At 70.4% G+C, this 24,690-nt stretch carries 21 protein-coding genes and 1 pseudogene; 14 read left to right on the forward strand and 8 right to left on the reverse strand.

Going from position 1 to position 24,690, the window contains the following annotated elements:
- Window positions 1-118 precede the first annotated feature (118 nt).
- Entirely contained in the window at window positions 119-931 is an 813-nt protein-coding gene (locus tag CHB84_RS04000) for a dienelactone hydrolase family protein (RefSeq protein WP_089300130.1), read from the reverse strand.
- Window positions 932-1,248: 317 nt separating this feature from the next.
- Here CHB84_RS04000 and CHB84_RS04005 point away from each other — a divergent pair, with 317 nt between their 5' ends.
- The 6 genes from CHB84_RS04005 (at window position 1,249) to tsaE (ending at window position 9,505) form a co-directional block, all read left to right on the forward strand.
- Window positions 1,249-3,312 (forward strand): calcineurin-like phosphoesterase C-terminal domain-containing protein, encoded by a 2,064-nt coding sequence (locus CHB84_RS04005; RefSeq protein WP_089300131.1) that lies wholly within the window; start codon window positions 1,249-1,251, stop codon window positions 3,310-3,312.
- An 87-nt stretch (window positions 3,313-3,399) separates the two neighbouring features.
- Window positions 3,400-5,262, forward strand: coding sequence for a glutamine--fructose-6-phosphate transaminase (isomerizing) (gene glmS / locus CHB84_RS04010; protein ID WP_089300308.1), 1,863 nt, complete (start codon window positions 3,400-3,402; stop codon window positions 5,260-5,262).
- A gap of 9 nt (window positions 5,263-5,271) precedes the next feature.
- The gene (locus CHB84_RS04015) at window positions 5,272-6,732 is read left to right on the forward strand and encodes an NAD(P)H-hydrate dehydratase (protein WP_089300132.1); all 1,461 of its coding nucleotides are present in this window, start codon (window positions 5,272-5,274) and stop codon (window positions 6,730-6,732) included.
- 30 nt (window positions 6,733-6,762) lie between these two features.
- Window positions 6,763-7,884: an alanine racemase gene (gene alr / locus CHB84_RS04020; protein WP_089300133.1), complete on the forward strand. Its 1,122-nt coding sequence runs from the start codon at window positions 6,763-6,765 to the stop codon at window positions 7,882-7,884.
- Complete coding sequence (locus CHB84_RS04025) at window positions 7,881-9,044, forward strand: alpha/beta fold hydrolase (RefSeq protein ID WP_245818543.1); 1,164 nt, start codon at window positions 7,881-7,883, stop codon at window positions 9,042-9,044. Before alr ends, CHB84_RS04025 begins: the two co-directional genes overlap by 4 nt.
- Window positions 9,029-9,505 (forward strand): tRNA (adenosine(37)-N6)-threonylcarbamoyltransferase complex ATPase subunit type 1 TsaE, encoded by a 477-nt coding sequence (gene tsaE / locus CHB84_RS04030; RefSeq protein WP_089300134.1) that lies wholly within the window; start codon window positions 9,029-9,031, stop codon window positions 9,503-9,505. Before CHB84_RS04025 ends, tsaE begins: the two co-directional genes overlap by 16 nt.
- Before the next feature lie 84 nt (window positions 9,506-9,589).
- Here tsaE and CHB84_RS04035 read toward each other — a convergent pair whose 3' ends face one another.
- On the reverse strand, window positions 9,590-11,104 hold the full coding sequence (locus tag CHB84_RS04035) for an aldehyde dehydrogenase family protein (protein WP_089300135.1): 1,515 nt from the start codon (window positions 11,102-11,104) through the stop codon (window positions 9,590-9,592).
- Complete coding sequence (locus tag CHB84_RS04040; protein WP_089300136.1) at window positions 11,101-11,988, reverse strand: SDR family oxidoreductase; 888 nt, start codon at window positions 11,986-11,988, stop codon at window positions 11,101-11,103. The genes CHB84_RS04035 and CHB84_RS04040 overlap by 4 nt, the downstream gene beginning before the upstream one ends.
- A 169-nt stretch (window positions 11,989-12,157) precedes the next feature.
- On the opposite strand from CHB84_RS04040, the gene CHB84_RS04045 reads away from it, so the two are divergent.
- Window positions 12,158-13,429 (forward strand): PucR family transcriptional regulator, encoded by a 1,272-nt coding sequence (locus tag CHB84_RS04045; protein ID WP_176439771.1) that lies wholly within the window; start codon window positions 12,158-12,160, stop codon window positions 13,427-13,429.
- 49 nt (window positions 13,430-13,478) lie between these two features.
- Here the strand turns inward: CHB84_RS04045 and CHB84_RS04050 are convergent, their stop codons facing one another.
- The gene (locus tag CHB84_RS04050) at window positions 13,479-14,927 is read right to left on the reverse strand and encodes an acyl-CoA synthetase (RefSeq protein ID WP_089300138.1); all 1,449 of its coding nucleotides are present in this window, start codon (window positions 14,925-14,927) and stop codon (window positions 13,479-13,481) included.
- A gap of 86 nt (window positions 14,928-15,013) precedes the next feature.
- Here CHB84_RS04050 and tsaB point away from each other — a divergent pair, with 86 nt between their 5' ends.
- Genes tsaB through tsaD form a run of 3 tightly spaced genes read left to right on the forward strand, consistent with a single transcriptional unit; the run spans window position 15,014 to window position 17,255 of the window.
- The gene (tsaB, locus tag CHB84_RS04055; protein ID WP_089300139.1) at window positions 15,014-15,682 is read left to right on the forward strand and encodes a tRNA (adenosine(37)-N6)-threonylcarbamoyltransferase complex dimerization subunit type 1 TsaB; all 669 of its coding nucleotides are present in this window, start codon (window positions 15,014-15,016) and stop codon (window positions 15,680-15,682) included.
- Complete coding sequence (gene rimI, locus CHB84_RS04060; protein WP_089300140.1) at window positions 15,679-16,209, forward strand: ribosomal protein S18-alanine N-acetyltransferase; 531 nt, start codon at window positions 15,679-15,681, stop codon at window positions 16,207-16,209. The genes tsaB and rimI overlap by 4 nt, the downstream gene beginning before the upstream one ends.
- Window positions 16,209-17,255: a tRNA (adenosine(37)-N6)-threonylcarbamoyltransferase complex transferase subunit TsaD gene (gene tsaD / locus CHB84_RS04065; protein ID WP_089300141.1), complete on the forward strand. Its 1,047-nt coding sequence runs from the start codon at window positions 16,209-16,211 to the stop codon at window positions 17,253-17,255. The genes rimI and tsaD overlap by 1 nt, the downstream gene beginning before the upstream one ends.
- Before the next feature lie 142 nt (window positions 17,256-17,397).
- Here the strand turns inward: tsaD and CHB84_RS04070 are convergent, their stop codons facing one another.
- The 3 genes and pseudogenes from CHB84_RS04070 to CHB84_RS24160 form a co-directional block, all read right to left on the reverse strand.
- Window positions 17,398-17,964 (reverse strand): M23 family metallopeptidase, encoded by a 567-nt coding sequence (locus CHB84_RS04070; RefSeq protein ID WP_089300142.1) that lies wholly within the window; start codon window positions 17,962-17,964, stop codon window positions 17,398-17,400.
- Window positions 17,965-18,064: 100 nt separating this feature from the next.
- Window positions 18,065-18,448, reverse strand: coding sequence for a DUF3048 C-terminal domain-containing protein (locus CHB84_RS24155; RefSeq protein WP_141134570.1), 384 nt, complete (start codon window positions 18,446-18,448; stop codon window positions 18,065-18,067).
- Window positions 18,449-18,552: 104 nt separating this feature from the next.
- Window positions 18,553-19,104, reverse strand: a pseudogene (locus CHB84_RS24160) (DUF3048 domain-containing protein); the annotation flags it as partial.
- 462 nt (window positions 19,105-19,566) lie between these two features.
- On the opposite strand from CHB84_RS24160, the gene groES reads away from it, so the two are divergent.
- A complete protein-coding gene (gene groES, locus CHB84_RS04080) occupies window positions 19,567-19,860 on the forward strand; it encodes a co-chaperone GroES (protein ID WP_089300310.1) in 294 nt (97 codons plus the stop codon).
- Between the two features lie 193 nt (window positions 19,861-20,053).
- Window positions 20,054-21,658, forward strand: a complete 1,605-nt coding sequence (gene groL / locus CHB84_RS04085) for a chaperonin GroEL (RefSeq protein ID WP_089300144.1) — start codon at window positions 20,054-20,056, stop codon at window positions 21,656-21,658.
- A gap of 108 nt (window positions 21,659-21,766) precedes the next feature.
- Here groL and CHB84_RS04090 read toward each other — a convergent pair whose 3' ends face one another.
- The gene (locus CHB84_RS04090; protein ID WP_089300311.1) at window positions 21,767-22,078 is read right to left on the reverse strand and encodes a WhiB family transcriptional regulator; all 312 of its coding nucleotides are present in this window, start codon (window positions 22,076-22,078) and stop codon (window positions 21,767-21,769) included.
- Between the two features lie 252 nt (window positions 22,079-22,330).
- On the opposite strand from CHB84_RS04090, the gene CHB84_RS04095 reads away from it, so the two are divergent.
- The gene (locus CHB84_RS04095; RefSeq protein WP_089300145.1) at window positions 22,331-23,428 is read left to right on the forward strand and encodes a MerR family transcriptional regulator; all 1,098 of its coding nucleotides are present in this window, start codon (window positions 22,331-22,333) and stop codon (window positions 23,426-23,428) included.
- A 7-nt stretch (window positions 23,429-23,435) separates the two neighbouring features.
- Complete coding sequence (locus CHB84_RS04100; RefSeq protein ID WP_245818544.1) at window positions 23,436-24,425, forward strand: hypothetical protein; 990 nt, start codon at window positions 23,436-23,438, stop codon at window positions 24,423-24,425.
- Window positions 24,426-24,690 lie beyond the last annotated feature (265 nt).

The raw sequence follows: 24,690 nt of genomic DNA on the forward strand, positions 1-24,690 counted from the left end.
ACGCCACCCGGCCACTCTACGACCCCATTTAGTGCGCAAATCAGCCCAGCAACCGAAACAAACCAGCAGGTCAACAGGTCGCACTCGTCAAGACCTGCCGAACGTGGCAAAAGTCAGGTCAGCGTGCCGCTGCGGTGCGCTCGAAGTCGATCTCGGCGTGCTTGACGTCCTCGTCGATCAACGGGAAGTACTCCTTCTCGCCGGTGAGGTGATAGCGGAAGAAGGCAGTGAACAGCCCGCGTACGGTGCGCTGCGTGCGGTGGTGAGGTTTACCGTGAAGCAGCAACCGGCTCCAGTGGAACCCTTCGGTCAAGCCCAGGTGTGTCGACTTGGACAGGGTGCGCATCTGCACGGGACCGCCCCATGCTGTGGCGATGGCTCTGGCGTGTGCCGGGGCCGGAGCGACGAGGTCTTCTTCTGCCGCGAGGTGCAGCCCCGGTATGCGCAACGTTCTCGCCGCCTCGGCGGCCGAGGGCAGGACCTCCGCGGGCGCGAAGGTGGCCACGGCACTGATGGCCGGGTCCCTTTCGGTCGCCGCGAGTACCGCCGCCCCGCCCCCGGTCGAATGACCGGCCACTCCGAGCTTCTGCGGATCGACACTGACGCCGTCGGCGCCCAGCCGAACCGACGTGACGACGTCGAGCGTGGTGCGCAGGTCCGTGGCGAACAACCGGTGCGAGGGTAGCGGCCCGCGCTGTGTCGCCGGAGCCGCGGCCACGATTCCCCAGGACGCGAGGTGCCGGAGCAGACCACGGTACAGCTCGGGCGGCTGCAGCCAGCCATGTCCGAATGCGACGGCGGGAAGGCCGAGACCCTCTCGCGGGGTGTACACGACACCGGGGAGGCCGACGAGGGCCAGGTCACCGCGCAGAACCTCGTAAGGCCCCGGCATCACCAGCCGCTCGAGTAGCGCCTTGGGCTTGCTTGCCATGGTTCCCGAGGGTAGCCGGGGCACGGTTAGCCCGCGAAACGTGACCCGGCGCGTCGGGGCGGGGACGGTTAGCCCGCGAAACGTGCGACCGCGGTTCTGGGGAGGGTAGGCGGGGCGTCACTCGGGGTTGGTTGGGGGATGGGGGCGAATTGTCGCCGTGGCCAGGTCGTGGCTACTCGTGTGCAAGGTCGTGGTCACGCGGGTCGGTTTCACTCGGGTGCGCGGTGCCGAGCGGGGTGGCGTGAGGTGACTGCCCCGGAGGTGCCGGGCGAATTCCGACGTCGACAGGGGAGGGCTGCACGATTAGGCCGCGAAACGTGAAACGGAACCTGGTGCCGCTGTGTCTGGCGCTCGCCGTGGCGGTCGTGGCGGCCGGGGTGATCGTCGGTGAGGACGTCCCCGCGCGGGCGGAGACCAGCGATCTGCCGACCGACCCTCAGCGTCCGGACGAGAGCACGCTCGAGGCCGGTCCGGATCCGGGCTACCGGGCCGAAGTCGAGGTCGTCGAAGGTGCACGCCAGGATCCGGACAGGGACACCATCACCGGCACCGTATTTCACGACACCGGGCGCGACGGGACCTACGAACCGGACACCGACTCCGGGGTCGAAGGCGTGACCGTGTCCAACGGGCGCGACGTCGATGTGACCGGCTCCGACGGCCGGTACGAGCTGCCGGCCCGCGAGGACATGACCGTGTCCGTCACCAAACCCGCCAACTACGCGGTGCCGTTCGACGAGGACCTCATCCCCCAGATGTCGTACAACCACAAACCGGAGGGGTCACCGCAGCTGCGTTTCGGCGGTCTCGAACCGACCGGGCCGGTGCCTAAGGAGGTGAACTTCCCCATGGTGCCGACTCGCGTGAGCGAGGACTTCCAGTGCGCCGTGCTCGGCGATACGCAGCCGTACTCCAACAACGAGGTCGGCTACCTCCGGGACAGCGTGCTCGACGAGCTGCTCGCGCGCGACCTGTTGAGTGCCGAGTGCATGCTGGTCCTCGGCGACGTGCTGGGGGACGACTTGGGCCTGTTCCCCCGTTTCACGGACATGATGAGCGCGGCCGGACTCCCGCAGTACTACGTGCCCGGCAATCACGACATCGACTTCGACGCCACCGACGAGGAGGACTCCAGGGACACGTGGCGCCGCGAGTACGGGCCGGACCACTACTCCTTCGACATCGGCGAGGTGCACTTCGTGGTGCTCGACAACGTGGTCTACCCGTGTGGTGAGCAGGACGTCGAACGTGGCGACCGGGAGTTCTGCGGCGAGGACGCGCCACCGACGTACAACGGCCGTATCGACGACGCGCAGATGGAGTGGCTCGCAGCCGACCTGGCCACGGTTGACGAGGACCGGCTTGTCGTCGTCAACCATCACATCCCGCTGGTGTCGTTCATCGACAACGCCTCGACGCAGCATCAGACGGACAACGCCGCGGAGCTGTACGACCTGCTCGGGGACCGCGAGGTGCTGTCGCTGTCCGGGCATACCCACACGATCGAGCAGCTCGAGCCCGGCGAGTCCTACCAGGGGTGGTCCGGGGCAGTCGGCGTGGACGAGGTGCCGTTCCACCACATCGTCGCCGGAGCGGCCTCCGGCGCGTGGTTCGGCGGCGACCTCGACATCGACGGTGTGCCGATGTCGATCTCCCGGCTCGGTGAGCCACGCGGGTACTATATGATGAGCTTCGCCGGAACGGATTACACGGAACGCTTCCACGCCACGGGCCAACCGGCGGATCGGCAGATGTGGCTGTCGTTCAACACCCCGCAGTTCCGGGACTGGTTCGAACGGCTGCGTAGCTGGACCGGGGCGAACCCGCCGACCGCGGAGCAGGCGCCGCCGGTCAACGTCGGTGACCTTGACGACATGAAGCTGGTCACCCCGCAGGATCTGGATGACGGGGTGTACCTGACGGCGAACGTGTGGAACGGCAGCCGGGACAGCTCGGTCACGGCCACCGTCGGCGGCGGCGAACCGTTCGCGCTGGAGCGTACGCAGGAGGGTGCGGGCGAGGACGTCCGGTACGGCGTGGACTTCGCCGATCCGTTCGCCACGGTGCGCCAGCTGCAGGTGGCGCGTTACGCCTTCGAGAGCACCTCGGGTAACGAGCGCGCCCAGGGATGGGAGCAGTTCCGGGGCGCGCGGCGCGGCCCAGCACCCCCGCAAGGCCTGAGCCCGAACCACATCGCCGAGAAGTCCAGTCACCTGTGGCGGGCCCGGCTGCCGAGTGACCTGCCGCTCGGTACGCACGTGGTAGAGGTGACGTTCGTCGACCGGTACGGCGTCGAGTTCACCGACCGGATCACGGTCGAGGTGCGCGAGGAGCGGCCCGACCGGTTCTGGCGTGACGAGCCCTGGGCAGGCGACGGTTGATTAGCCGAATCGGCGCAGATGCCCCGGAAGGGGACGGTCGAACCGCCCTTCCGGGGGTTGCCGGGCGCACCCGATACCCTGGCAGCCGTGTGCGGAATCGTGGGATACGTCGGACATCGGCAAGCGCTCGACGTCGTGCTGAACGGGCTGCATCGCCTGGAGTACCGCGGGTACGACTCGGCGGGCGTCGCCGTGCTGGACGGGCTGGGCGAGCTGCACGTCGCGCGCAAGGCCGGCAGGATCGCCAACCTGGAGGCGAGCCTGGACAGCACGGGTAGGGACGCTTTCGACGGTACGGCGGCCGTCGGGCATACCAGGTGGGCCACGCACGGGCCGCCTGCCGACCGCAACTCCCACCCGCATACGGATACGTCCGGCCGGGTGGCTGTGGTGCACAACGGCATCATCGAGAACTTCGCGGAGCTGCGTGCGGAGCTGGAGTCCGAGGGCGTCGAGCTGGCCAGCGACACCGACACCGAGTCGGTGGCGCACCTTGTGGCGCGCGCCTACGCGAACGGTGCGACGGCTGGGGACCTCGCTGCCAGTGTGCGCGCGGTGTGCCGCAGGCTGGAAGGCGCGTTCACGCTGGTCGTGACGCACGCCGACGTGCCGGACGAGATCGTCGCGGCGCGGCGTTCGTCACCGTTGGTCGTCGGTGTCGGCGACGGCGAGCACTTCGTCGCCTCGGACGTGGCCGCGTTCATCGACCACACCAGGCAGGCCGTCGAGCTCGGCCAGGACCAGCTCGTCGTCATCGGGCGGGACGGCTACGAGGTCACGGACTTCGCCGGGGAGCAGGCTACGGCGCGCCCCTTCACCGTCGACTGGGACCTCTCGGCCGCCGAGAAGGGCGGCCACGAGTACTTCATGCTCAAGGAGATCGACGAGCAGCCGGAGGCGCTGGCCAACACGCTGCGCGGGCACTTCGCCTCCGGCCGGATCAGCCTGGACGAGCAGCGCATGTCGGATCAGGATCTGCGCGACGTCGACAAGGTGTTCGTGGTGGCATGCGGCTCGGCCTACCACTCGGGACTGGTGGCCAAGTACGCCATCGAGCACTGGTGCAGGCTGCCGGTCGAGGTGGAGCTGGCCAGCGAGTTCCGCTACCGCGATCCGGTGTTGGACAGGGACACGCTCGTCGTGGCCGTATCGCAGTCCGGGGAGACGGCGGACACGCTGGAGGCGGTGCGGCACGCGCGCGGCCAGAAGGCCCGGGTACTCGCGGTGTGCAACACCAACGGGGCGCAGATCCCCCGGGAGTCCGACGCGGTGCTGTACACCCATGCCGGCCCGGAGATCGGTGTGGCCTCGACGAAGGCGTTCCTCGCGCAGGTCGCCGCCAACTACCTCGTCGGTCTGGCGCTGGCCCAGGCACGCGGCACCAAGTACCCGGACGAGGTCGCGCGGGAGTTCGGCGAGCTGGAGAACGCCCCGTCCGCGGTGCAGAAGGTGCTGGCAACGACCGAGCAGGTGATGGACCTGGGACAGCGGATCGCGGACTCCAAGGCGGTGCTGTTCCTCGGCAGGCACGTCGGGTTCCCGGTCGCCCTGGAGGGCGCGCTCAAGCTCAAGGAGCTCGCGTACATGCATGCGGAGGGTTTCGCGGCAGGGGAGCTCAAGCACGGCCCCATCGCGTTGATCGAGGAGGGGCTGCCGGTGGTGGTCGTGATGCCCTCGCCGAAGGGCCGGCCGATGCTGCACTCGAAGCTGGTGTCGAACATCAGCGAGATCCAGGCCCGTGGCGCGCGCACCATCGTGATCGCCGAGGAGGGTGACGAGGTGGTGCGCCCGTATGCCGACGAGCTGATCGAGATCCCGGCCGTTCCGACGTTGCTGCAGCCCATCGTGGCCACCGTCCCGCTGCAGGTGCTGGCGGCGGAGATCGCGCGTAGCCGCGGCTACGACATCGACAAGCCCCGCAACCTCGCCAAGTCCGTCACGGTCGAGTAGGAGGCGCTCATGCGCGGCGTGTGGACGACCGAGCGGGTGCGCGCCGCCGAGGAACGGCTGATGCTGCGCACCAGGCCGGGCGCGCTGATGCAGAGGGCGGCGTTCGGGGTGTCTGTGCAGGCCGCCCGGATGCTGAGCGAGCACGCCGGTCGTGTCGCCGCGAGCAGGGTCGTGCTACTGGTCGGTGGCGGCAACAACGGTGGGGATGCGCTGTGGGCCGGGGCCTACCTGCGCAGGCGGGGTGTGCGGGTGACCGCTGTGCTCCTGGCGCCGGACCGGACCCACGAGGAGGGCCTCGCCGCGCTGCGAAGGGCCGGTGGTCACATCGTGTCCGTCGAGGCGGGCCCGGAGGTGCTGGCCGAGGCCGACCTGGTCGTCGACGGGATCGTGGGACTGTCGGCCCGCGGCGGGCTGCGCGCCGAAGCCGCCGAGCTGGCCGACGTCGTCGACGCGCCGGTGCTGGCTGTGGACCTGCCCAGCGGGACCGACCCGGACACCGGCCAGGTGCACGGTGCTGCCGTACGCGCCGACGTCACGGTCACATTCGGCGCGCACAAGCCCGTGCATGTGCTCAATCCCGCGCGGTGCGGGCATGTGCGCTTCGTCGATATCGGGCTGGCCGGGGAGCTCGGTGAACCCGACCTGCGGGTCGTCGAGGCCGCTGATGCCGCGGCGGTATGGCCGATCCCCGCAGCGCACGACGACAAGTACACCCAAGGCGTGACGGGAGTCGCTGCCGGGTCGAGCGCCTACGCGGGAGCGGCGGTGCTGACCACTGGGGCTGCCGTGCGCTCGACGGCAGGCATGGTGCGGTTCGCGGGGTCGGCGGCGGAGGCGGTCCGCGCGCGGTGGCCCGAAGTGATCGCGACCGGGACGGTGACCGATGTCGGCCGCGTGCAGTCCTGGGTCGTGGGGCCGGGACTCGGGACCGGAACGGATGGCCGCGAGACGGTGCGGGCGGTGCTGTCGGCCGGTGTGCCGGTGTGTGTCGACGCCGACGCCGTCAACCTGCTGGCGGGCACGCCGGAGCTGCTCGACGCGCGGGACCCGGACACTCCGCTGGTGCTGACCCCGCATGCCAGGGAGTTCGAGCGCCTTGTCGGTGCGGAACCGGGCGATGACCGTGTCGCGGCGGCGCGCGCCGCGGCGCGCAGGTTCTCTGCGGTGGTCCTGCTCAAGGGGCACAATACGGTCGTCGCCGATCCGGACGGCCGGGTCCTGGTCACGGTGCCGCGCGGGTCGTGGCTGGCCACGGCCGGTTCGGGTGATGTGCTTTCCGGCATGATCGGCGCGTTGCTCGCCGCGGGGACGCCACCGTGGACGGCGGCCGGTGTCGGCGCGTACGTGCATGCCGAAGCGGCGGCGCTGGCCGCCAGGGGCGCGCCGATCTCGTCATCCGAGGTGCTCGATGCGATTCCCGATGCCGTGCGGTCGGTTCGTGCGATGTCCCCGGCCGGAGAGCGCGTGTAACCGGCGACTGTCCGAGTGCGAGGTTGAAGCGTGTACCCACCCCGTGCCGAGGTCGAGATCGACCTGAGCGCGATCAGCCACAACGTCACGGTGCTCGCGGACGCGGCATCGCGGTCGGGCGCGGCCACGATGGCCGTGGTCAAGGCCGACGGTTACGGGCATGGCGCGGTTCCGGTGGCACGCGCCGCCGTGCGTGGCGGCGCGACCTGGCTTGGCGTGTGCTCGGTCGAGGAGGCTCTCGAGCTGCGCGAGTCCGGTATCAGCACACCCGTGCTGAGCTGGTTGAACAGCATGGACGCGGACTTCGCGGGCGCGCTGCGCGCGGGCGTGGACCTGTCGGTGAGCTCGGCTGCGGAGCTGGGCCGGATCGTCGAGGCCGCAGCCCGTACCGGCATCCGTGCGCGGGTGCACCTCAAGTGCGACACGGGCCTGTGCCGTAACGGGTGCCCGGAGGCGGAGTGGCCCGCGCTGGTGAAGGCGGCAGCGGCGACTCGCGAGGTGGAGGTCGTCGCGGTCTGGTCGCATTTCGCCTGCGCCGACGAACCCGGCCACCCCTCGATCGATGCGCAGGAAGCGCGTTTCGATGCCGCCTACCGGCACGTGCGCCGGGCCGGGCTGGCTCCGTCACGCCATCTGGCGAACTCGGCGGCCACGTTGACCCGGCCGGCGTCCCATTTCGACCTGGTGCGGCCCGGTATCGCGATCTACGGGCTCAACCCGGTTCCCACCGGTGACGACCTGCGTCCTGCGATGACGTTCCGGTCGCACGTCGTCCTTGTCAAGCGCCTGGCTGCGGGGGAGTCGGTGTCCTACGGCCATACCTGGACTGCGCCGAGGGACACGACGGTGGCACTGGTACCGGCCGGTTACGGGGATGGTGTTCCGCGCAGCTTGTCGGGCCGGATGAGCGTGTGGCTGGACGGGGCGCGCCGCCCCGTGGTCGGCAGGGTGTGCATGGATCAGATCGTGGTCGAGTGCGGGGAATGGGAGCCATCTCTCGGTGCGGAGGTCGTGCTTTTCGGGCAGGGTGATGCTGGGGAGCCGACCGCGCGAGAGTGGGCGGATCGGCTGGGGACCATCGACTACGAGATCGTCACCGGTATGTTCCGGCCGCGGGTACGGCGGCGTTACGTGGGCACAGAGGGGTTGTGAGTGTTGTGAATCGACGCCTGCTCGGCGTTGTCGGCGGGCTCGGTGCGGTCGCTACCGGTGCCGCGGCCACCGCGCTCGCGGTTGGCAGCCGCAGGGGGACGCACGGGGACCCGTATGCCGATGAGGCGCTCGGTCGGCTGGCGCCCGACCGCACCACGACCGTTGCCGCCGATGACGGCACGCCGTTGCACGTCGAGGAGATCGAACCACTGGATGGCGGGAAGCCGGACGTCACGCTGATCGGTGTGCACGGCTTCGCGCTGTCCGTTCCGAGCTGGCATTTCCAGCGGCGCGACCTCGCTTCGCTCACCCTCCCGCGGGTGCGCCAGGTGTACTACGACCATCGCAGTCACGGCAGCTCGGGGCGTGCCGATGCCGACACGAGCACGATCGAGCAGCTGGCCAGCGATGTCCATGCGGTACTGCGAGCGGTCGCCCCCAACGGGCCGGTCGTGCTCGCGGGGCACTCGCTCGGCGGCATGACCATCATGGAGCTGGCCCAGCAGCAGCCCGAGCTGTTCGGCGTCGGTGGGGAGCAGGTGAACGGGAGCAAGGCGGGTAAGCACGGCCGGGTGCGTGGTGTGTCGCTGATCGCGACAGCCGCGGGGGAGGTCGCCTCCACGGGGGTGTCGCGCCCGTTGCTGTCCCGGTACAACCCGCTGACACGCGGGGTGAGCGGCCTCGCGGACTGGCAACCCGGTCTGGTGGAGTTCGTCCGTGCGGCGGGCGGACAGCTCACCCGGCAGGCGGTGCGCAGGCTGGCATTCGGATCCGCGGATGTGAGCCCGAGCTTGGTGGACTTCATGTTGCGGATGCTCGGCGAGACGCCGGTGCGCGACCTGGTCAGCTTCATCGGCGCGTTCGGCGAGCACCACCGTTACACTGCGCTCGCCGCCCTGAGCCACACTCGAGTGCAGGTCATCGGGGGCGACGCGGATATGCTCACGCCGTTCTCGCACAGTGAGCGTATCGCCGAGGAAGTGGGAAACGCCGAGTTGATCCGGGTGCACGGCGCGGGCCACATGGTGCATCTGGAGTATCCGGAGGAGGTCAACAGCAGTTTGATCGATCTGCTGCAGCGAAGTTGCGAGGTCGGCAGCGACGAGACCGGCACGGGACGGTCGGTGCGGGAACGGGTGACGGGATGGTTCGGCAGGTGATCGAGCTACTCACGCCGGAGGACACACGGGCGCTCGGCCGGTCGCTGGGTGCCGGGTTGCGGGCGGGCGACCTCGTCCTGCTGTCCGGCCGGCTCGGTGCAGGCAAGACCGTACTGACCCAGGGCATTGCCGAGGGACTCGACGTGTCGGGGCGGGTGAGTTCACCGACGTTCGTGATCGCCCGCTCACATCCGGCGGGCCGGCGGGGTGTGCCGCTCGTGCACGTCGACGCCTACCGCCTCGGTGGTGACCTCGCCCAGCTCGACGACCTGGATCTCGACACGGATCTGGAGGGCGCGGCCCTGGTCGTGGAGTGGGGCGAGGGCGTGGCGGAGATGCTCGCCGACGACTACCTGATGGTCCGTCTCGAGCGGCGCGACGACGAGACGCGTCTGGCCTCCTTCGAACCCCATGGCGCCTGGGACCGGCGTGCCCTGCCGGTGGCAGGCGAGGGCGCCTGACCGGCCGGAATCACGGTCAGCCCGCGAAACGTGACCGCCCGGGTTCCGCCCGGAGATGGCGAGCTCGCGCTCCGCCCCGCGGGATCATGACCGCGGGCGCAACCGCCTGCGCAGGTCACGGGCAGTGAGCAGGCGCGTGAGCCGTCGGACGATCCTGCCCTTGAGCGGCGAGTAGGGGTACCACTGCGGCTCCGCGCGCGGTGCCACACGTGCCGTGACGACAGCCTGGCTGCGCGTGTACTTGCGGATGCCCTGCGCGCCACCCAGCCGGGCGCCGATGCCGGACTGCTTCCAACCCGCCTGGGGCAGGGGGAGGGTGAACAGATTGGCGAACACATCGTTGATGTTGACCGCGCCGGCCTCCAGCCGTTCGGCCACGCGCCTGCCACGCTCGGTGTCGCGGGTCCACACACTGGCGGACAGGCCGTAGGCCGTGTCGTTGGCCAGGCGGACGGCCTCATCGGCGCCGGTGACACGCATGATCGGGATGGTCGGCCCGAAGGTCTCCTCCCGCATGCACGCCATGTCGTGGTCGACGTCGACCAGCACGGTCGGCTCGAAGAACGTGCCAGACCCCACGCGGTTGCCGCCGGTCAGCACGCTCGCCCCGCGTTCGACCGCGTCGGTGACGTGGCGAGTGACGATGTCGAGCTGGTCGGCGTTGGCGAGCGCACCCACATCGGCGCGGTAACTCTGGTCGTCCTCACCGACGCGCAGCTCGCCGACCGCGTCCACCACGCGGCGCACGAACTCGTCGTGCACCTCGGCGTCGACGTAGACGCGCTCCACGGATGTGCACATCTGCCCGGCGTTGCACAGGCCGCCCCAGGCGACGCCGCGTGCCGCCCGGTCGAGGTCGGCGTCGGCGAGCACGATCATGGCGTCCTTGCCACCCAGCTCGAGGCTGTAGGGGATGAGGCGTTCGGCCGCGCGCTTTCCGATGGCTCGCCCGGTGCGGGTCGAGCCGGTGAACTGCACGTAGTCCACGGCATCGACCACGGCGGCTCCTGCCTCGCCCGCCCCGGTCACACAGGTGAACACATCCGGTGCGCCGATCTCGGACCAGCCGGAGGCGACCTCGCTGGTCACCAATGGGGTGTACTCCGAGGGTTTGACCACAACCGCCGCTCCTGCCAGCAGCGCGGGTATCGCGTCGACGAGCGCGAGTGCGAGCGGGAAGTTCCACGGGGTGATCACCCCGACCACGGGGTAGGGCCTGCGGACGAGCCGCTGTCTCTTGGTCAGCGTGAGCGGGCCGTGCGCCGGAGGTGTCTCGGGTGCCAGGAACGACTCGGCGTGCGCGCAGTAGTAGTTGATCAGGTCGGCGACGTACGGTAGCTCGATCGTCGCTTCCGCCCAGGGCTTTCCGGTCTCGGACTGCAGGACCCGCGCGAGCCGGTCCTCGTTGTCGAGTAGCCAGTCGCGGTAGCGCTCGAGCCAGGCCACCCTTCCGGCCACGCCGAGTGCTTCCCAGCTGTGCTGCCGCTCGCGCAGCTCGCCGGCGACGGTGCCGACGTCCTCGGCCGAGCGTTCCGGTACGCGCCCGACAACGCTCCCGTTCGCGGGTGAGTGCACGTCGATGGATGGGGTGGTTGTCATGCGGAACCTCCGGTCAACCGCTGGTGATACCGATCGCGCGCGGTGGGTTCGGCCTGCAGGAACGCGCTGTCCAGCCTGGTCGCCTTCTCGGCGGCGCGCTTGGCGCGCTCGGGTAGCGCGTTGACGGCGCCGAGTACGGCACCGAGCCGGGCGGGAACGGTGACCTTCGGCTTGCCCGTGCCGACCGCGCGCACCACCGCCTCGGCGACGTCCTCCGGGTCGACCGTGGTCAGCCATTCCAGCCAGGACGGGAACCCCGTACCCTCGGACAGCTCGGTCCGCACGACGCCGGGCAGTACCGCGCCGACGTGTACGCCTGCGTCCCGGAACTCGCGGTGCAGTGCCTCGCTGAACCCGACGACGGCGTGCTTGGTCGCGCAGTAGGTAGCCACGCCGGGGACGCCGAGCACCCCCGCCAGGGATGCGATATTGATGATCGAACCATGCCCGCGGGTGGTGAACCTGGCACCCGCCACGCGGCTACCGTCGATCACTCCGCGCAGGTTGATCGACAGCATCCGCTCGGTCATGGACTCGGACTCCTCCAGGAACGCCCCTGTCGGCATGATCCCGGCGTTGTTCACCAGCACATCGACCGTGCCGAGGTCGTGCTCGACCCTGTCCAGGAACGTCGCGACGGAGGTTCGGTCGGTGACATCCAGCGACCAGCTCCGGACCTCGGCACCCTGCATGCCGGCCAGCTCTCGCGCGGTGGTGCCTGCCAGCTCGGCGTCGATGTCGCCGATGGCTACCCGGGCCCCACGCGCCAGGAACGCCTCGGCCGTGGCGCGGCCGATACCGCGGGCGCCCCCGGTGATCGCGACGACAGCGCCCCGGACGTTGTGGTGTGCGGGGCGGTTCGGCGACGAGGATGGTGTCTGCACGGGCGGCGCTCCTTGCTCCTTGATTGTTCTCACTGGCCAGCATGGTCCATGTCTCCGGCGGACGGCTTGGGGTATGTGGCCGAGTTGCACACGAGATGTTGTACTGTGCGGCCAATATCGAGCGCTGCGCAGTACGAGGCACGACGAGAGCAGCAGCCGAGGAGGGACCGTGCAGCAGGCACATCGCGACCGGCACGCCGAGGCGCAGGCGTGGGTGCGGGAGTACGCCTCGGGGATGCTCACGGATCAGACCGTGGACGCGCTCGTGACCAGGTTGAACGATCAGCTCACCGGCGAGCTGCCCGAGCTCGCCGCGGATGCCGGGGTGCGGCGCGATCTCGACGCCAGCACGCGGGACGCGGTGCGTACCTACCTGGACATGATGTCCCGGGGTAGCCGGGACGTGACCGAGGTTCCGGCCGGTGCGCTCGGCCTGGCGCGCACGCTGGCGCAACGGCGTTACGACGCCGGCATGCTGCTGCGCGTGTACCGCGTCGGCCAGCGGGTCTTCTGGGCCGAGGTGATGCGGATCGTGTGGACCGAGCTTTCCGACGCCGACCTGCGGATGGCGGTGCTCGAGTTGCTGTGGGACCGGCTGAGCAGGGGGCTGGAGTACAACATCGACGCGCTGGTGGCGGCGCATGCCGAGGAGGCGGAGCGGCGCCTGCGCGGGTCGCTGGCCCGCAAGGTGGAGACGGTGCACGAGATCCTGCGTGGCGATCACGTCGATATCGACACCGCCAGTACCCGGTTGGGACACAACCTTCGCCGTCACCAGACGGGCCTGGTGTTGTGGGCGACGGACGCCGTTGTCGATCCCGATCCCAGCGGCAGGCTCGAGTCCCTCGCCGGTGCGGTGGCCGATGCGCTCGGGGTCGCGCGCCCGCTGACGGTGCAGTCCAGCGCGCGCGTCGTCTGGGCCTGGCTGGCCAGTGGCCCCTCACCGGACCTCGAGCGCATCCGCGACGAGGCGACGGCGCGACGCGAACCCCACCTGCGGATCGCCGTCGGGGTACCTGCTCCGGGGGTGGCAGGCTTCCGGGACAGCCACCGGGAGGCGGTACGCGCGCAGTCGGTGATGGTGCGCTCGGAATCGGACGAGTCCATGGTGCTCTACCGGGATGTGGAGATCGTCAGCTGCCTGTCCGAGAACACTGCCGCCATGCGCGCACTCGTGGGCAGGGAGCTGGCGGGCCTGGCAGGCAGGGACCGAGGGTCGGCCCGGCTGCGTGCGACGGTGCACGCGTACCTGGCGTCCGGGGCGAGTGCGCGGGCCGCTGCAGGGATGCTCGACGTGCACAAGAACACGGTCCTCTACCGCCTGCGGCAGGCCGAGAACCTGCTCGGCTACCCCGTCGACGAGCGCGGGCTGGCGCTGCGGCTGGCGCTGCTCGTCGAGGCGACCTACGGGCAGGCATGCCTGCCGGAGGGAGAGGGCTGAGCGGAAGGACGGGTGCTGCCCGGCGGTCCCGGGCCCGCACACGGTCGCGTCAGGTGCCCAGTGCCCGCTTGGTCACCTTGCCCAGGTCGTTCCGGGGCAGCGCGTCGAGGAACCGGACCTCGCGGGGCCGTTTGTGCGGCGCTAGGATCCCGGCCACGTGGTTGCTCAGCTCCTCGGCGCCAGGGCACTCGCCTGCCGGCACGACCCACGCGACGATCCGCTCACCCAGATCGGCATCGGGTTCGCCGGTCACCGCTGCCTCGGCGACGCCGGGATGCTCGCCGAGCGCGTTCTCGATCTCGCCGGCACCGATCTTGTAACCGCCGCTCTTGATGAGGTCGGTCGCCTTGCGCCCGACGATGCGGACGTAGCCGTCGCCGTCGACGGTGGCCATGTCGCCGGTGCGGAACCACTCCCTGTCGAAGGCCTCGGCAGTGGCTTCCGGGCGGTGCAGGTACTCCGTGAACAGGTTCGGGCCACGTACCTGGATCTCCCCGATGGTGTTGCCGTCGCGAGCGTCGATCGGCTCCCCATACTCGTCGACGATCCGCAGGGCGACGCCGTCCAGCGGGACGCCGACGGTTCCGGGGCGGTGCGGGCCGTCCACCCGGACGCTGGTGTTCATCAGCGTCTCGGTCATGCCGTATCGCTCGATCACGTGGTGACCGGTCAGGCGGGTGAGGCGGTGGTGCTCGCGTTCGGGCAGTGCGGCGGACCCGGATACCAGCAGGCGGGCGGTGCCGATCGCGCGGGCGAGGCCGGGATCGGACTCGGCGGCATCGGCGAGCCTGGTGTAGTTGGTGGGGACGCCGAACACCACGACCGGCCGGTTGCCCTGCCACGCACGCAACGCGTCGCCGAGGGCATCGGGAGTGAAGCGGCCCAGGTGGTGCACGGTCCCGCCGCGGCGCAGCGGCCCGAGTACACCGAGGATCAGCCCGTGCACGTGGAACAGGGGGAGGCCGTGCAGCACGACGTCCTCGGCGTCCCAGTGCCACGCGTCCGCGAGCGCGTCCAGGGTGCTGCGCACCGCGGCCCTGGGCAGCACGACCCCCTTGGGTGCGCCGGTGGTCCCCGAGGTGTAGACGATCAACGCGGGCGCGTCCGAAGGAGGTTCGGCAGGCTCCCGCCGCACCGTCCCGGTGCCTGCCGTCGCACCGACGTCGACGCGCACGAGGTCGCCGAGCGGTTCCGGGACGGCGGTGTCGGATGCGCACAGCAGCTGGGTCACGGCGCTGTCGCGGAGGATGTGCTCGAGCTCGCGGGATCCGCTTGCCGGGTTGACCGGCACGGCGGGTACTCCTGCCCGCAGCGCGGCCAGGACGGCTACCGCGGTCTCCAGCCGGGGCTCGGCGAGCACGGCGACGGGGCCGCCGGTGTCACCGAGGGTGGCGGCGAGCTCACCGGTGATCGTGGCCAGCTCGGCGTAACTCAGCGCGCGGTCACCGAACCGGACGGCTTCGACGTCGGCACGTTCGGCCAGTCGGGGAAACAGCATGCCACCAGACTGCCGCACACGCGGCACGACCTGCTTCGCAGGGACCGATACCGGTCTCCCTGCGGGTGGCCGTACGCTTGTGAGGTGTGTTGGTTCTCGCGCTCGATACCTCGACCCCCGCGGTCACGGCGGGTGTGGTGGCGCTCGGCAGCGACATCGATGTGCTCGCCTCCCGCGTCACGGTGGACGCCCGTGCCCACGGGGAGCTGATCACCCTGCACCTGCAGGAGGCCGTCGCCGTCGCGGGGATCACCCTGCGTGACGTGCACGCCGTGGTGTGCGGGGCGGGACCGGGACCGTACACCGGGCTGCGCGCCGGGATGGTGAGCGCGGCGGCGTTGGCGCACGGTCTCGATGTGCCCGCCTACCCGGTGTGCAGCCTGGACGCGACGGCGGCCGAGGTCGACTCGCCCGCTCCGTTCCTGGTGGTCTCGGACGCGCGAAGGCGCGAGGTGTACTGGGCGCGGTACGGCACGGACGGGCTGCGCGTGTCGGGTCCGCGGGTGGACGCGCCATCCGAGGTCGACGTCGCGGGGATCCCCTACGCGGCGGGAGACGGTGCCCGGCTGTACGAGGACAGGCTCGGCGACGGCGCGGTGCGACCGATCGAGCCGCGCTACCCCTCCGTGCGGGGACTGGTCGCGTGCGCCGCAGACGCGCTGCGTTCCGGCGCCGCTCCCGACGCGCTGACGCCGCTGTACCTGCGCAAGCCGCACGCGAAGCAGCCGGGCGAGCGGAAGAGGGTGAGCGCATGACGGCGGCACCGGAACCGTCGTGGGCCGAGCCCACGCTCGCGCGGCTGCGCCGCGCCGACGCAGCGCGCTGTGCCGAGATCGAGCAGGAGCTGTTCCTGGCGGACTCCCCGTGGAGCGCGAAGGCTTTCCGCGCCGAGCTCGACTCCGGTGCCTACTACCTGGGTGCCTACGACACCGATGGCGCGCTCATCGGCTACGCGGGGCTCGCGATCGTCGGGCGACGCGGCGAGTACGAGGCCGAGGTACACACGATCGGTGTCGCTGCCGGGGCCCAGGGCCGCGGGGTGGGCCGCGCCCTGCTCGACGGGCTGCTCGCCCGTGCCGACGCGTTCGACGCCGCGGTGTTCCTCGAGGTGCGTACGGACAACGAGGCCGCCATCGCGCTGTACACCAGTGTCGGCTTCCGCACGGTCGGCCTGCGCGAGAGCTACTACCAGCCGTCCGGGGCGGACGCGTACACCATGCGTCGCCCGGCCGCGAGCGAGTCGGGCGGTGCCGCGAGCCGCGGTAGCGAGGGGAGCAGCTGATGTCGCGCATCGTGATGGGGATCGAGACCTCCTGCGACGAGACCGGGGTGGGCATCGTCGAGATCGCGGACGGGCAGGCTCCCCGGTTGCTCGCCGACGAGGTCGCCTCCAGCGTAGAGCAGCACGCGCGGTTCGGCGGCGTCGTTCCGGAGGTGGCCAGCAGGGCACATCTGGAAGCGATGGAGCCGATGGTGCGCCGTGCGTGTGCCACGGCCGGGATGGCGCTCGGAGAGCTGGACGCGATCGCCGTGACAGCCGGTCCGGGACTGGCCGGGGCGCTGCTGGTGGGCGTGGCTGCGGCAAAGGCGTACTCGGCGGCGCTGGACGTTCCGCTGTACGGGGTCAACCACCTTGCAGGCCATGTCGCCGTGGACACCCTCGAACACGGTCCGCTCCCGCGGCCGTGCCTGAGCCTGCTCGTCTCCGGTGGCCATACGCAGCTGCTGCGCGTCGACGACGTCGCTTCGGGGATCACCGAGCTCGGCTCGACCGTCGACGATGCCGCAGGGGAGGCCTATGACAAGGTCGCCAGGGTGTTGGGGTTGCCGTACCCGGGTGGTCCGCCGATCGACAAGGCCGCGCGTGACGGTGATCCGGACGCGATCGCGTTCCCCCGTGGCATGACCGGCCCGTCCGACGCGGCCTTCGACTTCTCGTTCTCCGGGTTGAAAACGGCGGTCGCGCGGTGGGTAGAGGCCGCGGAACGGCGCGGCGAGACGATCCCGGTCGGCGATGTCTGCGCCTCGTTCCAGGAGGCTGTCGCCGACGTGCTGACCGCCAAGGCGGTCTCGGCCGCCCTGCGGACCGGCGTGGACACGCTGGTGATCTCCGGTGGGGTGGCCGCCAACTCTCGCCTGGCCGCCCTGGCACGGCAGCGGTGTGCGGAGGCGGGCGTCGAGCTGCGGGTGCCCCGCCCGAGGCTGTGCACCGACAACGGGGCGATGATCGCCGCGCTCGGTGCTCACGTGGTCGCAGCAGGCGGCAAGCCATCGGGGCTGGACTTCTCACCCGACCCGGCGCTGCCGGTCGATACCGTCACGGTGTGAGCTCGACGGGCCGGTGCCGCGGCCGCTGAGTCCTGCAGGACGCCAGGTGGTCACTGCCGGCCCGCGGTGTACCAGCCTCTGATCCAACCGTGTCGGCCCTCGTGGTCGATGCGGTACCAACCGTTCCGGCTCCCGGTGACCGTCACCCGGGTACGGCGACGTCCCGAGCCTGACCGGTGCTCTTGTCGATGCGCGTGATACCGAAGTGCACGTGCGACCCGCTCATGTTTGCGGTGCCGGTGCGGCCGACGTACCCGAGTACGGTGCCGCCGTCGTAGATGTCGGAGACGAGGTCGCCCGGGCTGACCTGCGGCTCGGTGACAAGGTGCGCGTAGCGGGTCCGGTAGGTGTAGCCGTGGAGGCCACCGTGGTCTATGCGCACGTACCACCCGTTGGCCTGGCTCCAGCCGGTCACCTCGACCCGGCCGGACCGTGCAGGCCGCACCGGCGTGTGGTGCGCGGCCGCGATGTCGGCGGAGCCCTGGTGATGGGCTCCGGTCGCGTACACGCGGGTCGCAGCCACCCAGCCCGAGACCGGCCAGACGAACTCGTTCCCGCTGCCTTCGGGGACGGACGTATGGCGTGCCGGGAAGGTCCGAGCGGTGGATGCCTGGCCGGTCGGTGTGGTCAGCATCGTCGCGAGGACGGCGACCAGCACGGCAAGGACGGCGTACGCGCTCCGGTTGATGCTCCCTCGAGCTCGCTGCACACGCGATCCGTCCGTCGGTGTCGGACACCCCTTACGGCGTCCCTCGTTAGGATGATCTTCTGTTGCTCCGGGTGGCAGTTTCAAGGAACGAGACGAGTGGTTACCCAGACGGAACCGACCTGTTGTCCCGGTCGACCGGCCCTTCAGCCGGCCCGGGTCGGTCCGGCAGGAGAAGGACCCACAGCCGGCCGGCACCGAGTGCGATGCGGTCGCCGCCGTCGCTGGTCAGCTCCATCGGGTCGGTGGCATCGGAGCGTTGCCATGTGCCCTCGTGCAGCCGGCCGTCACGGAGTACCGCGGCCTCGCCTTCGCCGACCGTGCGGGCGAAGGCGACAGCCTGCCCGCGGCGTCGGTGATGCCCAGCCCGGTATCGGTGCTGACGTCGAGCACGACGACCGTCTCGGCCCCCAGTTGCCCGTGCTCGGCAGAGGTGAACGCGTTCCGGTTCCTCGATACGAGCCAGCTGCGCCGGTCGGGGGACCAGGTGAAGTCATAGGTGTCGCTGGGGTACGAGACCCGGTAGCTGCCGGTCGCCTCGCCGCCGGCCGGTGGTGCGCCGGTCGGGAACGGTCGGCGGGTCTGCGGGGCTTCCGGCAGTTGGTTCGGCCGCGCGTACAGGTCGTTCGTGGCCGGTTGGTCGGGGTCCCTGTAGAAGGCGTCCGGTACGGCGTCGGGGGTGGCCGAGACGGCGTCGCCACTGGTGACGAGTGGAAGCAGCGCAGGGGCGGCCCCCGAGTACGCGAGGACCGGATCCTCGAACTGCCCGAGCAGCTCGAGGTCGGTCTGCCGCGCGCTACTCACCGGACCGAGGACATCGGGCCGTTCGCTCCAATGCACGGCGAGCAACATGGTCAGACCCCCTTCGACCGGCTCGACGACCATCGCGCCCGCGGAACCGAGCCCGGTGTGCCGCGTGTCCGCGTCACCGGTGTCGATCTTGGTGACCAGTGCGGGCGGGAACCGCTCGGGCTCCGGGGCCGGTCCCGGGTCGTGTTCGGCGGTCGGGGGCGGCGGCCTCCCCTGGGGCGGTCGTGGACCGTCGTCCCCGCTCCGGACCAGCCACACCGCGCCCGCCACGACGCCGAGCACGGCCGCGACCCCGAGCAGGGCGATCAGTGTCTCAAGGGGGCGGGGCTGCATACCACCTTCCCGTCGAGCTCACACGGTGTCCCGTTCCGCGGCCCACCGCGGGCGCCGTGCAAGGCCGGTGCGGATCCGGTGCCGGAACTGTCGGGAACGAACGCCGTGTAGCGGGACCTCGGAGCAGCTTGCTGCGGGATGGCTGTAGCGTCGGTGCTGGTCGATGCTAGCAGCGGCGCGGCAGTATGCGCGTTGGAATCGCCCCCGCTTGCGCGTCTAGCACTCGCATGGGTAGAGTGCTAACACGACGGCACCAAGCACGCCCCGGCAACCCGCGACGACGGGGTGGTAGGAGTCGTACCCCTGCGAGATGACGGGCATGTGCGCGCCCAGCTTGCTGTTCTCCTGGGCTCGGTCGAGCCCGGATCCGGGCGGCGAGCAAGCCCGCACACGGTTCGGCATCGAGCATGTAACCATCGAAAACCTGCCAACGCTTTCTTTCGACCCGTGGAGGTCAAACCGGTGAGCGTGAACATCAAACCGCTCGAGGACAAGATTGTTGTCCAGGCGAGTGAGGCCGAGGAGACGACGGCCTCTGGTCTCGTCATCCCCGACACAGCCAAGGAGAAGCCCCAGGAGGGCAAGGTCCTGGCCGTAGGCCCGGGCCGCATCGACGAAAAGGGAAACCGGATCCCGCTGGACGTCAAGGAGGGTGACGTCGTCATCCACTCCAAGTACGGCGGGACCGAGGTCAAGTACAACGGTGAGGAGTACTTGATCCTCTCCGCGCGCGACGTGCTGGCTGTCGTCAACTGACGTACGCCAGGCGGCAAACTACCAGCGCAGGCGCCCCGGACCCCGAGTACGCCCGGGGGCCGGGGCGCCTGCTGTTGTCGTGGTCGCGGCGCTGGCAGCCGGAGCCACGACGGCATCGGGGGCAACCGCCACGCACCGGGCGTGGCACGCCCGACAGACGAATGAGTCACCGAAAGGTAAGCAGGCAAGACTTATGCCTAAGCAGATTAACTTTGACGACGAGGCCCGCAAGGCTCTCGAGCGCGGCGTCAATCAGCTCGCCGACGCGGTCAAGGTGACGCTCGGGCCGCGTGGCAGGCACGTCGTGCTGGACCGCAAGTTCGGCGGCCCGGCCATCACGCTGGACGGCGTCACTGTCGCGCGCGACATCGAGCTGGACGACCCGTTCGAGGACCTTGGCGCGCAGCTGGCCAAGAGTGTTGCGACACAGACCAACGACGTAGCCGGGGACGGCACCACCACCGCGACCGTGCTCGCGCAGGCGCTGGTCAAGCACGGCCTGCGTAACGTGGCAGCCGGTGCGAGTCCCGCGGCGCTCGGCGTGGGGATCGAGGCGGCGGCCGAGAAGGTCGTCGAGTTCCTCAAGGACAAGGCGACCCCGGTCAAGGGGCGCGAGAGCATCACCCAGGTCGGGACCGTGACGTCCAGGGACGCCAACATCGGTGCCCTGCTGGGCGAGGCTGTCGAGAAGGTCGGCGAGGACGGCGTGATCACCGTCGAGGAGTCCTCCTCGATGGGCACCGAGCTGGACATCACCGAAGGTGTGCAGTTCGACAAGGGCTACGTCTCTGCGCAGTTCGCCACCAACCCCGAGGAGCAGCGCGCCGTTCTCGAGAACGCGTACGTGCTGCTGACCAGCGAGAAGATCTCGGCGCTCAACGACCTGCTCCCGCTGCTGGAGAAGGTCATCGAGACGAAGAAGCCGCTGCTGATCATCGCCGAGGACATCGAGGGCGAGGCGCTGTCCACGCTGGTGGTCAACTCGCTGCGTAAGACGCTGAGTGCGGTGGCGGTCAAGGCTCCGTTCTTCGGTGACCGGCGCAAGGCGTTCCTCGAGGACTTGGCCGTGGTCACCGGGGCCGAGGTGATCTCGAGCGAGCTGGGACGCAAGCTGTCCGAGACCGGTATCGAGTCGCTCGGCACCGTGCGGCGGGCCGTGATCACCAAGGACGAGACCACGCTGGTCGACGGCGGCGGTTCGTCGGACGACCTGTCCGGCCGGATCGCGCAGATCCGCAAGGAGATCGAGACCAGCGACTCGGACTGGGACAGGGAGAAGCTCCAGGAGCGGCTGGCCAAGCTCGGCGGCGGTGTCGCGGTGATCAAGGTCGGTGCGGCGACCGAGACGGAGCTCAACGAGCGCAAGCACCGGATCGAGGACGCGGTGGCCTCGACGAAGGCCGCTGTGGAGGAGGGCATCCTGCCCGGCGGTGGCTCCTCGCTCGTGCACGCGGCCGCTTCGCTGGACGGCAACCTCGGCTACACCGGCGATGAGGCGACCGGGGTGTCGATCGTGCGCGAAGCGCTGTCGGCACCGCTGTTCTGGATCTGCAGCAACGCAGGCCACGAAGGTGCCGTCGTGGTGTCCAAGGTGCGTGAGGAGAGCTGGGGCCGCGGATTCGACGCGGCATCCGGCGAGATCCTCGACCTGGCCGCGGCAGGCATCGTCGACCCGGTCAAGGTCACCCGCTCGGCGGTGTCCAACGCTGCTTCCATCGCCAAGTCCGTGCTCACCACGGAAGGCTCCGTCGTCGAGAAGCCGGAGGACGACGAGGAGGACGAAGGCCACTCGCACTGAGTGAGGGCCTCCTGGCGCCCGACTCGCGCAGTTGCTCAGGGGCGGCCTCCCGGTATCTCCGTACCGGGAGGCCGCCCCTGAGTGCGTCGGGACCCGGCCGGATGGAAGCTAGTGACCTGCGAGGGCGGGTTCGGGGGCGCGGGAGTTGCGGTTCTTGATGATGTTCTCGCGTTCCGACTCGGACAGCCCGCCCCACACCCCGTACGGTTCGTGGGCCGCGAGGGCGTGCGCACGGCACAGCTGGAGCACCGGACAGCCCTGACAGATCGCCTTGGCGATCGCTTCACGACGTGCTCGAGCCGGGCCGCGTTCCCCGTCCGGATGGAAGAAGAAGGCGCTGTCCATCCCTCTGCATGAACCTTCGAGTTGCCAGTCCCACACGTCCGCGTTGGGGCCGGGAAGCCTCCGTGTGTCTGCCATGGTCGCCGCCTTACGAGTGAAGTAGTACGTGCGGTTGTCGTTGTTGAACTGGTCAGCCTGCTTCTGTCCGCTGTACTGCTCCATTTGGCGCAGTGGACGTAACGTTAGAACCGCGCCAAGAGTTGTTCAAGAGACCATGGTCAATTCAGGCCGGCTTTATCCCCCGACAGCGTGATGCAACGCCTATGATGCGGTTGTCTCCGGTTGCTCGGTCCTGCGTACGCCGGAATATTGATGGGAGTGCCCGCAGACATGCCCGCTGACAGCGCGGACCCCACGCAGTCGCCGGCCGCGGACGGAACCGCCGCCGGCGACCGTGGTGCCGGAGCGGGGTCCGAACCGGGCTCGTCCGAACCGGCGAGATCGGGTGAGCCGACCCTGCCGGTGGCGGCGGTCGCGCGCAGGCTCGGGGTGGCTCCGGCCACCCTGCGGACCTGGGATCGCCGGTACGGTGTCGGGCCGAGCGCGCACACCGACGGCAAACATCGACGCTACGCGCCGGGCGACGTGGCGCGGCTCGAGGTGATGCAGCGCGCGTTGCTCAGCGGCGCGTCGACGGCCGAAGCGGCGAGGTACGCGCGGGACTGCGAGGTGACGATCGACGCTGCCCGGTCGGCCCCGGAGCCTGGGGCCGCAGCGGGTGCCGAGCCGGGCGCCGGGACTGCCGTTGCGGATGACAGGGAGCGCACGAGCCGGCTCGCGCGCAAGCTAAGCGCGGCAGCGTTCGCGCTTGACGCGCGCGCGGTGCACCGGATCCTGGACGAGACGCTGGACGCGGAGGGGCCGCTCGTCGGCTTCGATGAGGTCCTCACCCCGGTACTCGCCGCGATGCGCGGTGGCTGGGAGGGCGCTCGCGCCGGCGTCGAGGCGGAGTACGTGCTCGTCGAGTGCGCGCTGCTGGCGTTCGCCCGCGCGACTTCCTCCGTGGAGCGTCCGAGCAATCACCATCCGGTGCTGCTGGTCTCGGCCCAGCAGGTGCGGCACAACGTCGCGCTGTACGCGCTGGCGGCCGGGCTGTCCGCCCGTAGCGTCGACACGCTCGTGCTCGGTTCTGCTGTGCCGCCCGAGACCTTGGTGACCATCGCGCGCCGCAGCGTCCCCTCGGCGATGGTGGTGTGGGACCAGGGCTCGAGCGGGGTCGGCCGGGACCTCGTGACGAGACTGGCACGGAGCAAGCAACGGAGCAGGGTGTTCACCTGGGGACCGGGCTGGGACGCCGCCGAGCTGCCCGGCACGGTCGAGCATCTCGGCACCGCACAGGAGGTCACGGATCGAGTGACCTACGTGCTGACCGGGTCGCCGGGAGAGCCGCTCGGAGCCGGCCTGCGGGCTTCGGCGGACGAGGGCTGATCACCTCGTGAACCCGGTGCAGCGGCGTGTGTACGAGGCCGCGTTCGGGGGCGACCCGTGCCCGGACGAGGAGGTTGTCGCCGGTGCCGAGTCGGGATCGCCCGAGATGCGATGGCTGTCCGCGGTGATCAACGGGGCACGCGGACGGTACGCGCGCGCGGCGGCGGTGCTGGGTGACCTCGTTCGGGACACGGACCCCGTGGTGAGCTCGCTGGCCGCGAGTACCCATGCGGCACATCGCCGCCAGCTCGGTGGGCACGCGGCCGCTCGCCGGTGGGATGCGCGCGCTCTCGCGCGGATCGTCGCCGGGTGCGGGACGGGCGCGGTCGCACCGGACGTGACCGACCGGTGCGGTGTGAGCGCGCACGCCGCGCTGCTGGATGCTCGGCTCGGTCTGGCCGCGGACGCGCTGGCGATGGCGCGTGGGCGGGAGGCTCGTGTCTTGCTTGCCGGGGCGGAAGCCGCCGCGTCACAGCCGGGGACCGGCTGGCGAGGCAGGGTGCGGTGCGGTTGGGTGCGGGTGGAGGTGGAGCTGGCCACGGGACATCCCTCTGCGGCGTGCGCACCCGCGGAGCGGGCCGCAGAGCTGTCCCGCGAACACGGCGCGGCCCGGCATGCGGTCAAGTCCGACATCGTGCTCGCCTCGGCGCGGATGGCGGCCGCGCGGGGGAATACGGGCTGTCTGGCGCAGGCCGGGGAGCTCGCCGATCGCGCCGTCGACACCGCCGAAGGCTACGGGCTGTTGTCGCTGCTCTGGCCTGCCGCGCTGGTGGCAGCGGAGTGCCGTGCTGCGGGCGCTGCGGGGTTGGGGGATGTGGGTTGTGGTGCTGCGGACGCAGCGGGGTTGGGGGATGTGGGTTGTGGTGCTGCGGACGCAGCGGGATTGAGACATACTGTGCTGAGTACGTTACACAGAGTGCTACGACAGGCCGATCCGGAGGGTAGGGAATGTGCTATCGCCTCGCCGTGGGTCCCGGTGGCCGGTGATGTCCGGTGACCGGGATCCGGCCCGGCTGACGGGTGGAGCCGTAGCGGCGTCGCCCTGCTGCCGGTGGTCCGGGCCGCTCGCGTGGTGACGGGCGCCCGGGAGGTCCCTGGCGCGGCGTTCCGGGTTGGTGCTCGGCTGGTCGCCACGGGGGCACGTGGTCCGCGTGTGTCCGGTGCGCGGACGGGGGCACCGACTCCTGCGGTGCCCTGCTCGCAGGGTGATGACAGGCGGGACGGTTATACCGGACGTGGGTACGGGGACCCCGGAACATCTA

Source organism: Haloechinothrix alba (assembly GCF_900188115.1).
GTDB classification, from domain to species: Bacteria; Actinomycetota; Actinomycetes; order Mycobacteriales; family Pseudonocardiaceae; genus Haloechinothrix; species Haloechinothrix alba.

Excerpts from the sequence above, each read along its gene's own strand:
- CHB84_RS04000 (WP_089300130.1), bottom strand. The coding sequence starts at position 931 with ATGGCAAGCAAGCCCAAGGCGCTACTCGAGCGGCTGGTGATGCCGGGG.
- CHB84_RS04015 (WP_089300132.1), top strand. The coding sequence starts at position 5,272 with ATGCGCGGCGTGTGGACGACCGAGCGGGTGCGCGCCGCCGAGGAACGG.
- tsaE (WP_089300134.1), top strand. The coding sequence starts at position 9,029 with ATGGTTCGGCAGGTGATCGAGCTACTCACGCCGGAGGACACACGGGCG.
- CHB84_RS04035 (WP_089300135.1), bottom strand. The coding sequence starts at position 11,104 with ATGACAACCACCCCATCCATCGACGTGCACTCACCCGCGAACGGGAGC.
- CHB84_RS04050 (WP_089300138.1), bottom strand. The coding sequence starts at position 14,927 with ATGCTGTTTCCCCGACTGGCCGAACGTGCCGACGTCGAAGCCGTCCGG.
- rimI (WP_089300140.1), top strand. The coding sequence starts at position 15,679 with ATGACGGCGGCACCGGAACCGTCGTGGGCCGAGCCCACGCTCGCGCGG.
- tsaD (WP_089300141.1), top strand. The coding sequence starts at position 16,209 with ATGTCGCGCATCGTGATGGGGATCGAGACCTCCTGCGACGAGACCGGG.
- groL (WP_089300144.1), top strand. The coding sequence starts at position 20,054 with ATGCCTAAGCAGATTAACTTTGACGACGAGGCCCGCAAGGCTCTCGAG.
- CHB84_RS04090 (WP_089300311.1), bottom strand. The coding sequence starts at position 22,078 with ATGGCAGACACACGGAGGCTTCCCGGCCCCAACGCGGACGTGTGGGAC.
- CHB84_RS04095 (WP_089300145.1), top strand. The coding sequence starts at position 22,331 with ATGCCCGCTGACAGCGCGGACCCCACGCAGTCGCCGGCCGCGGACGGA.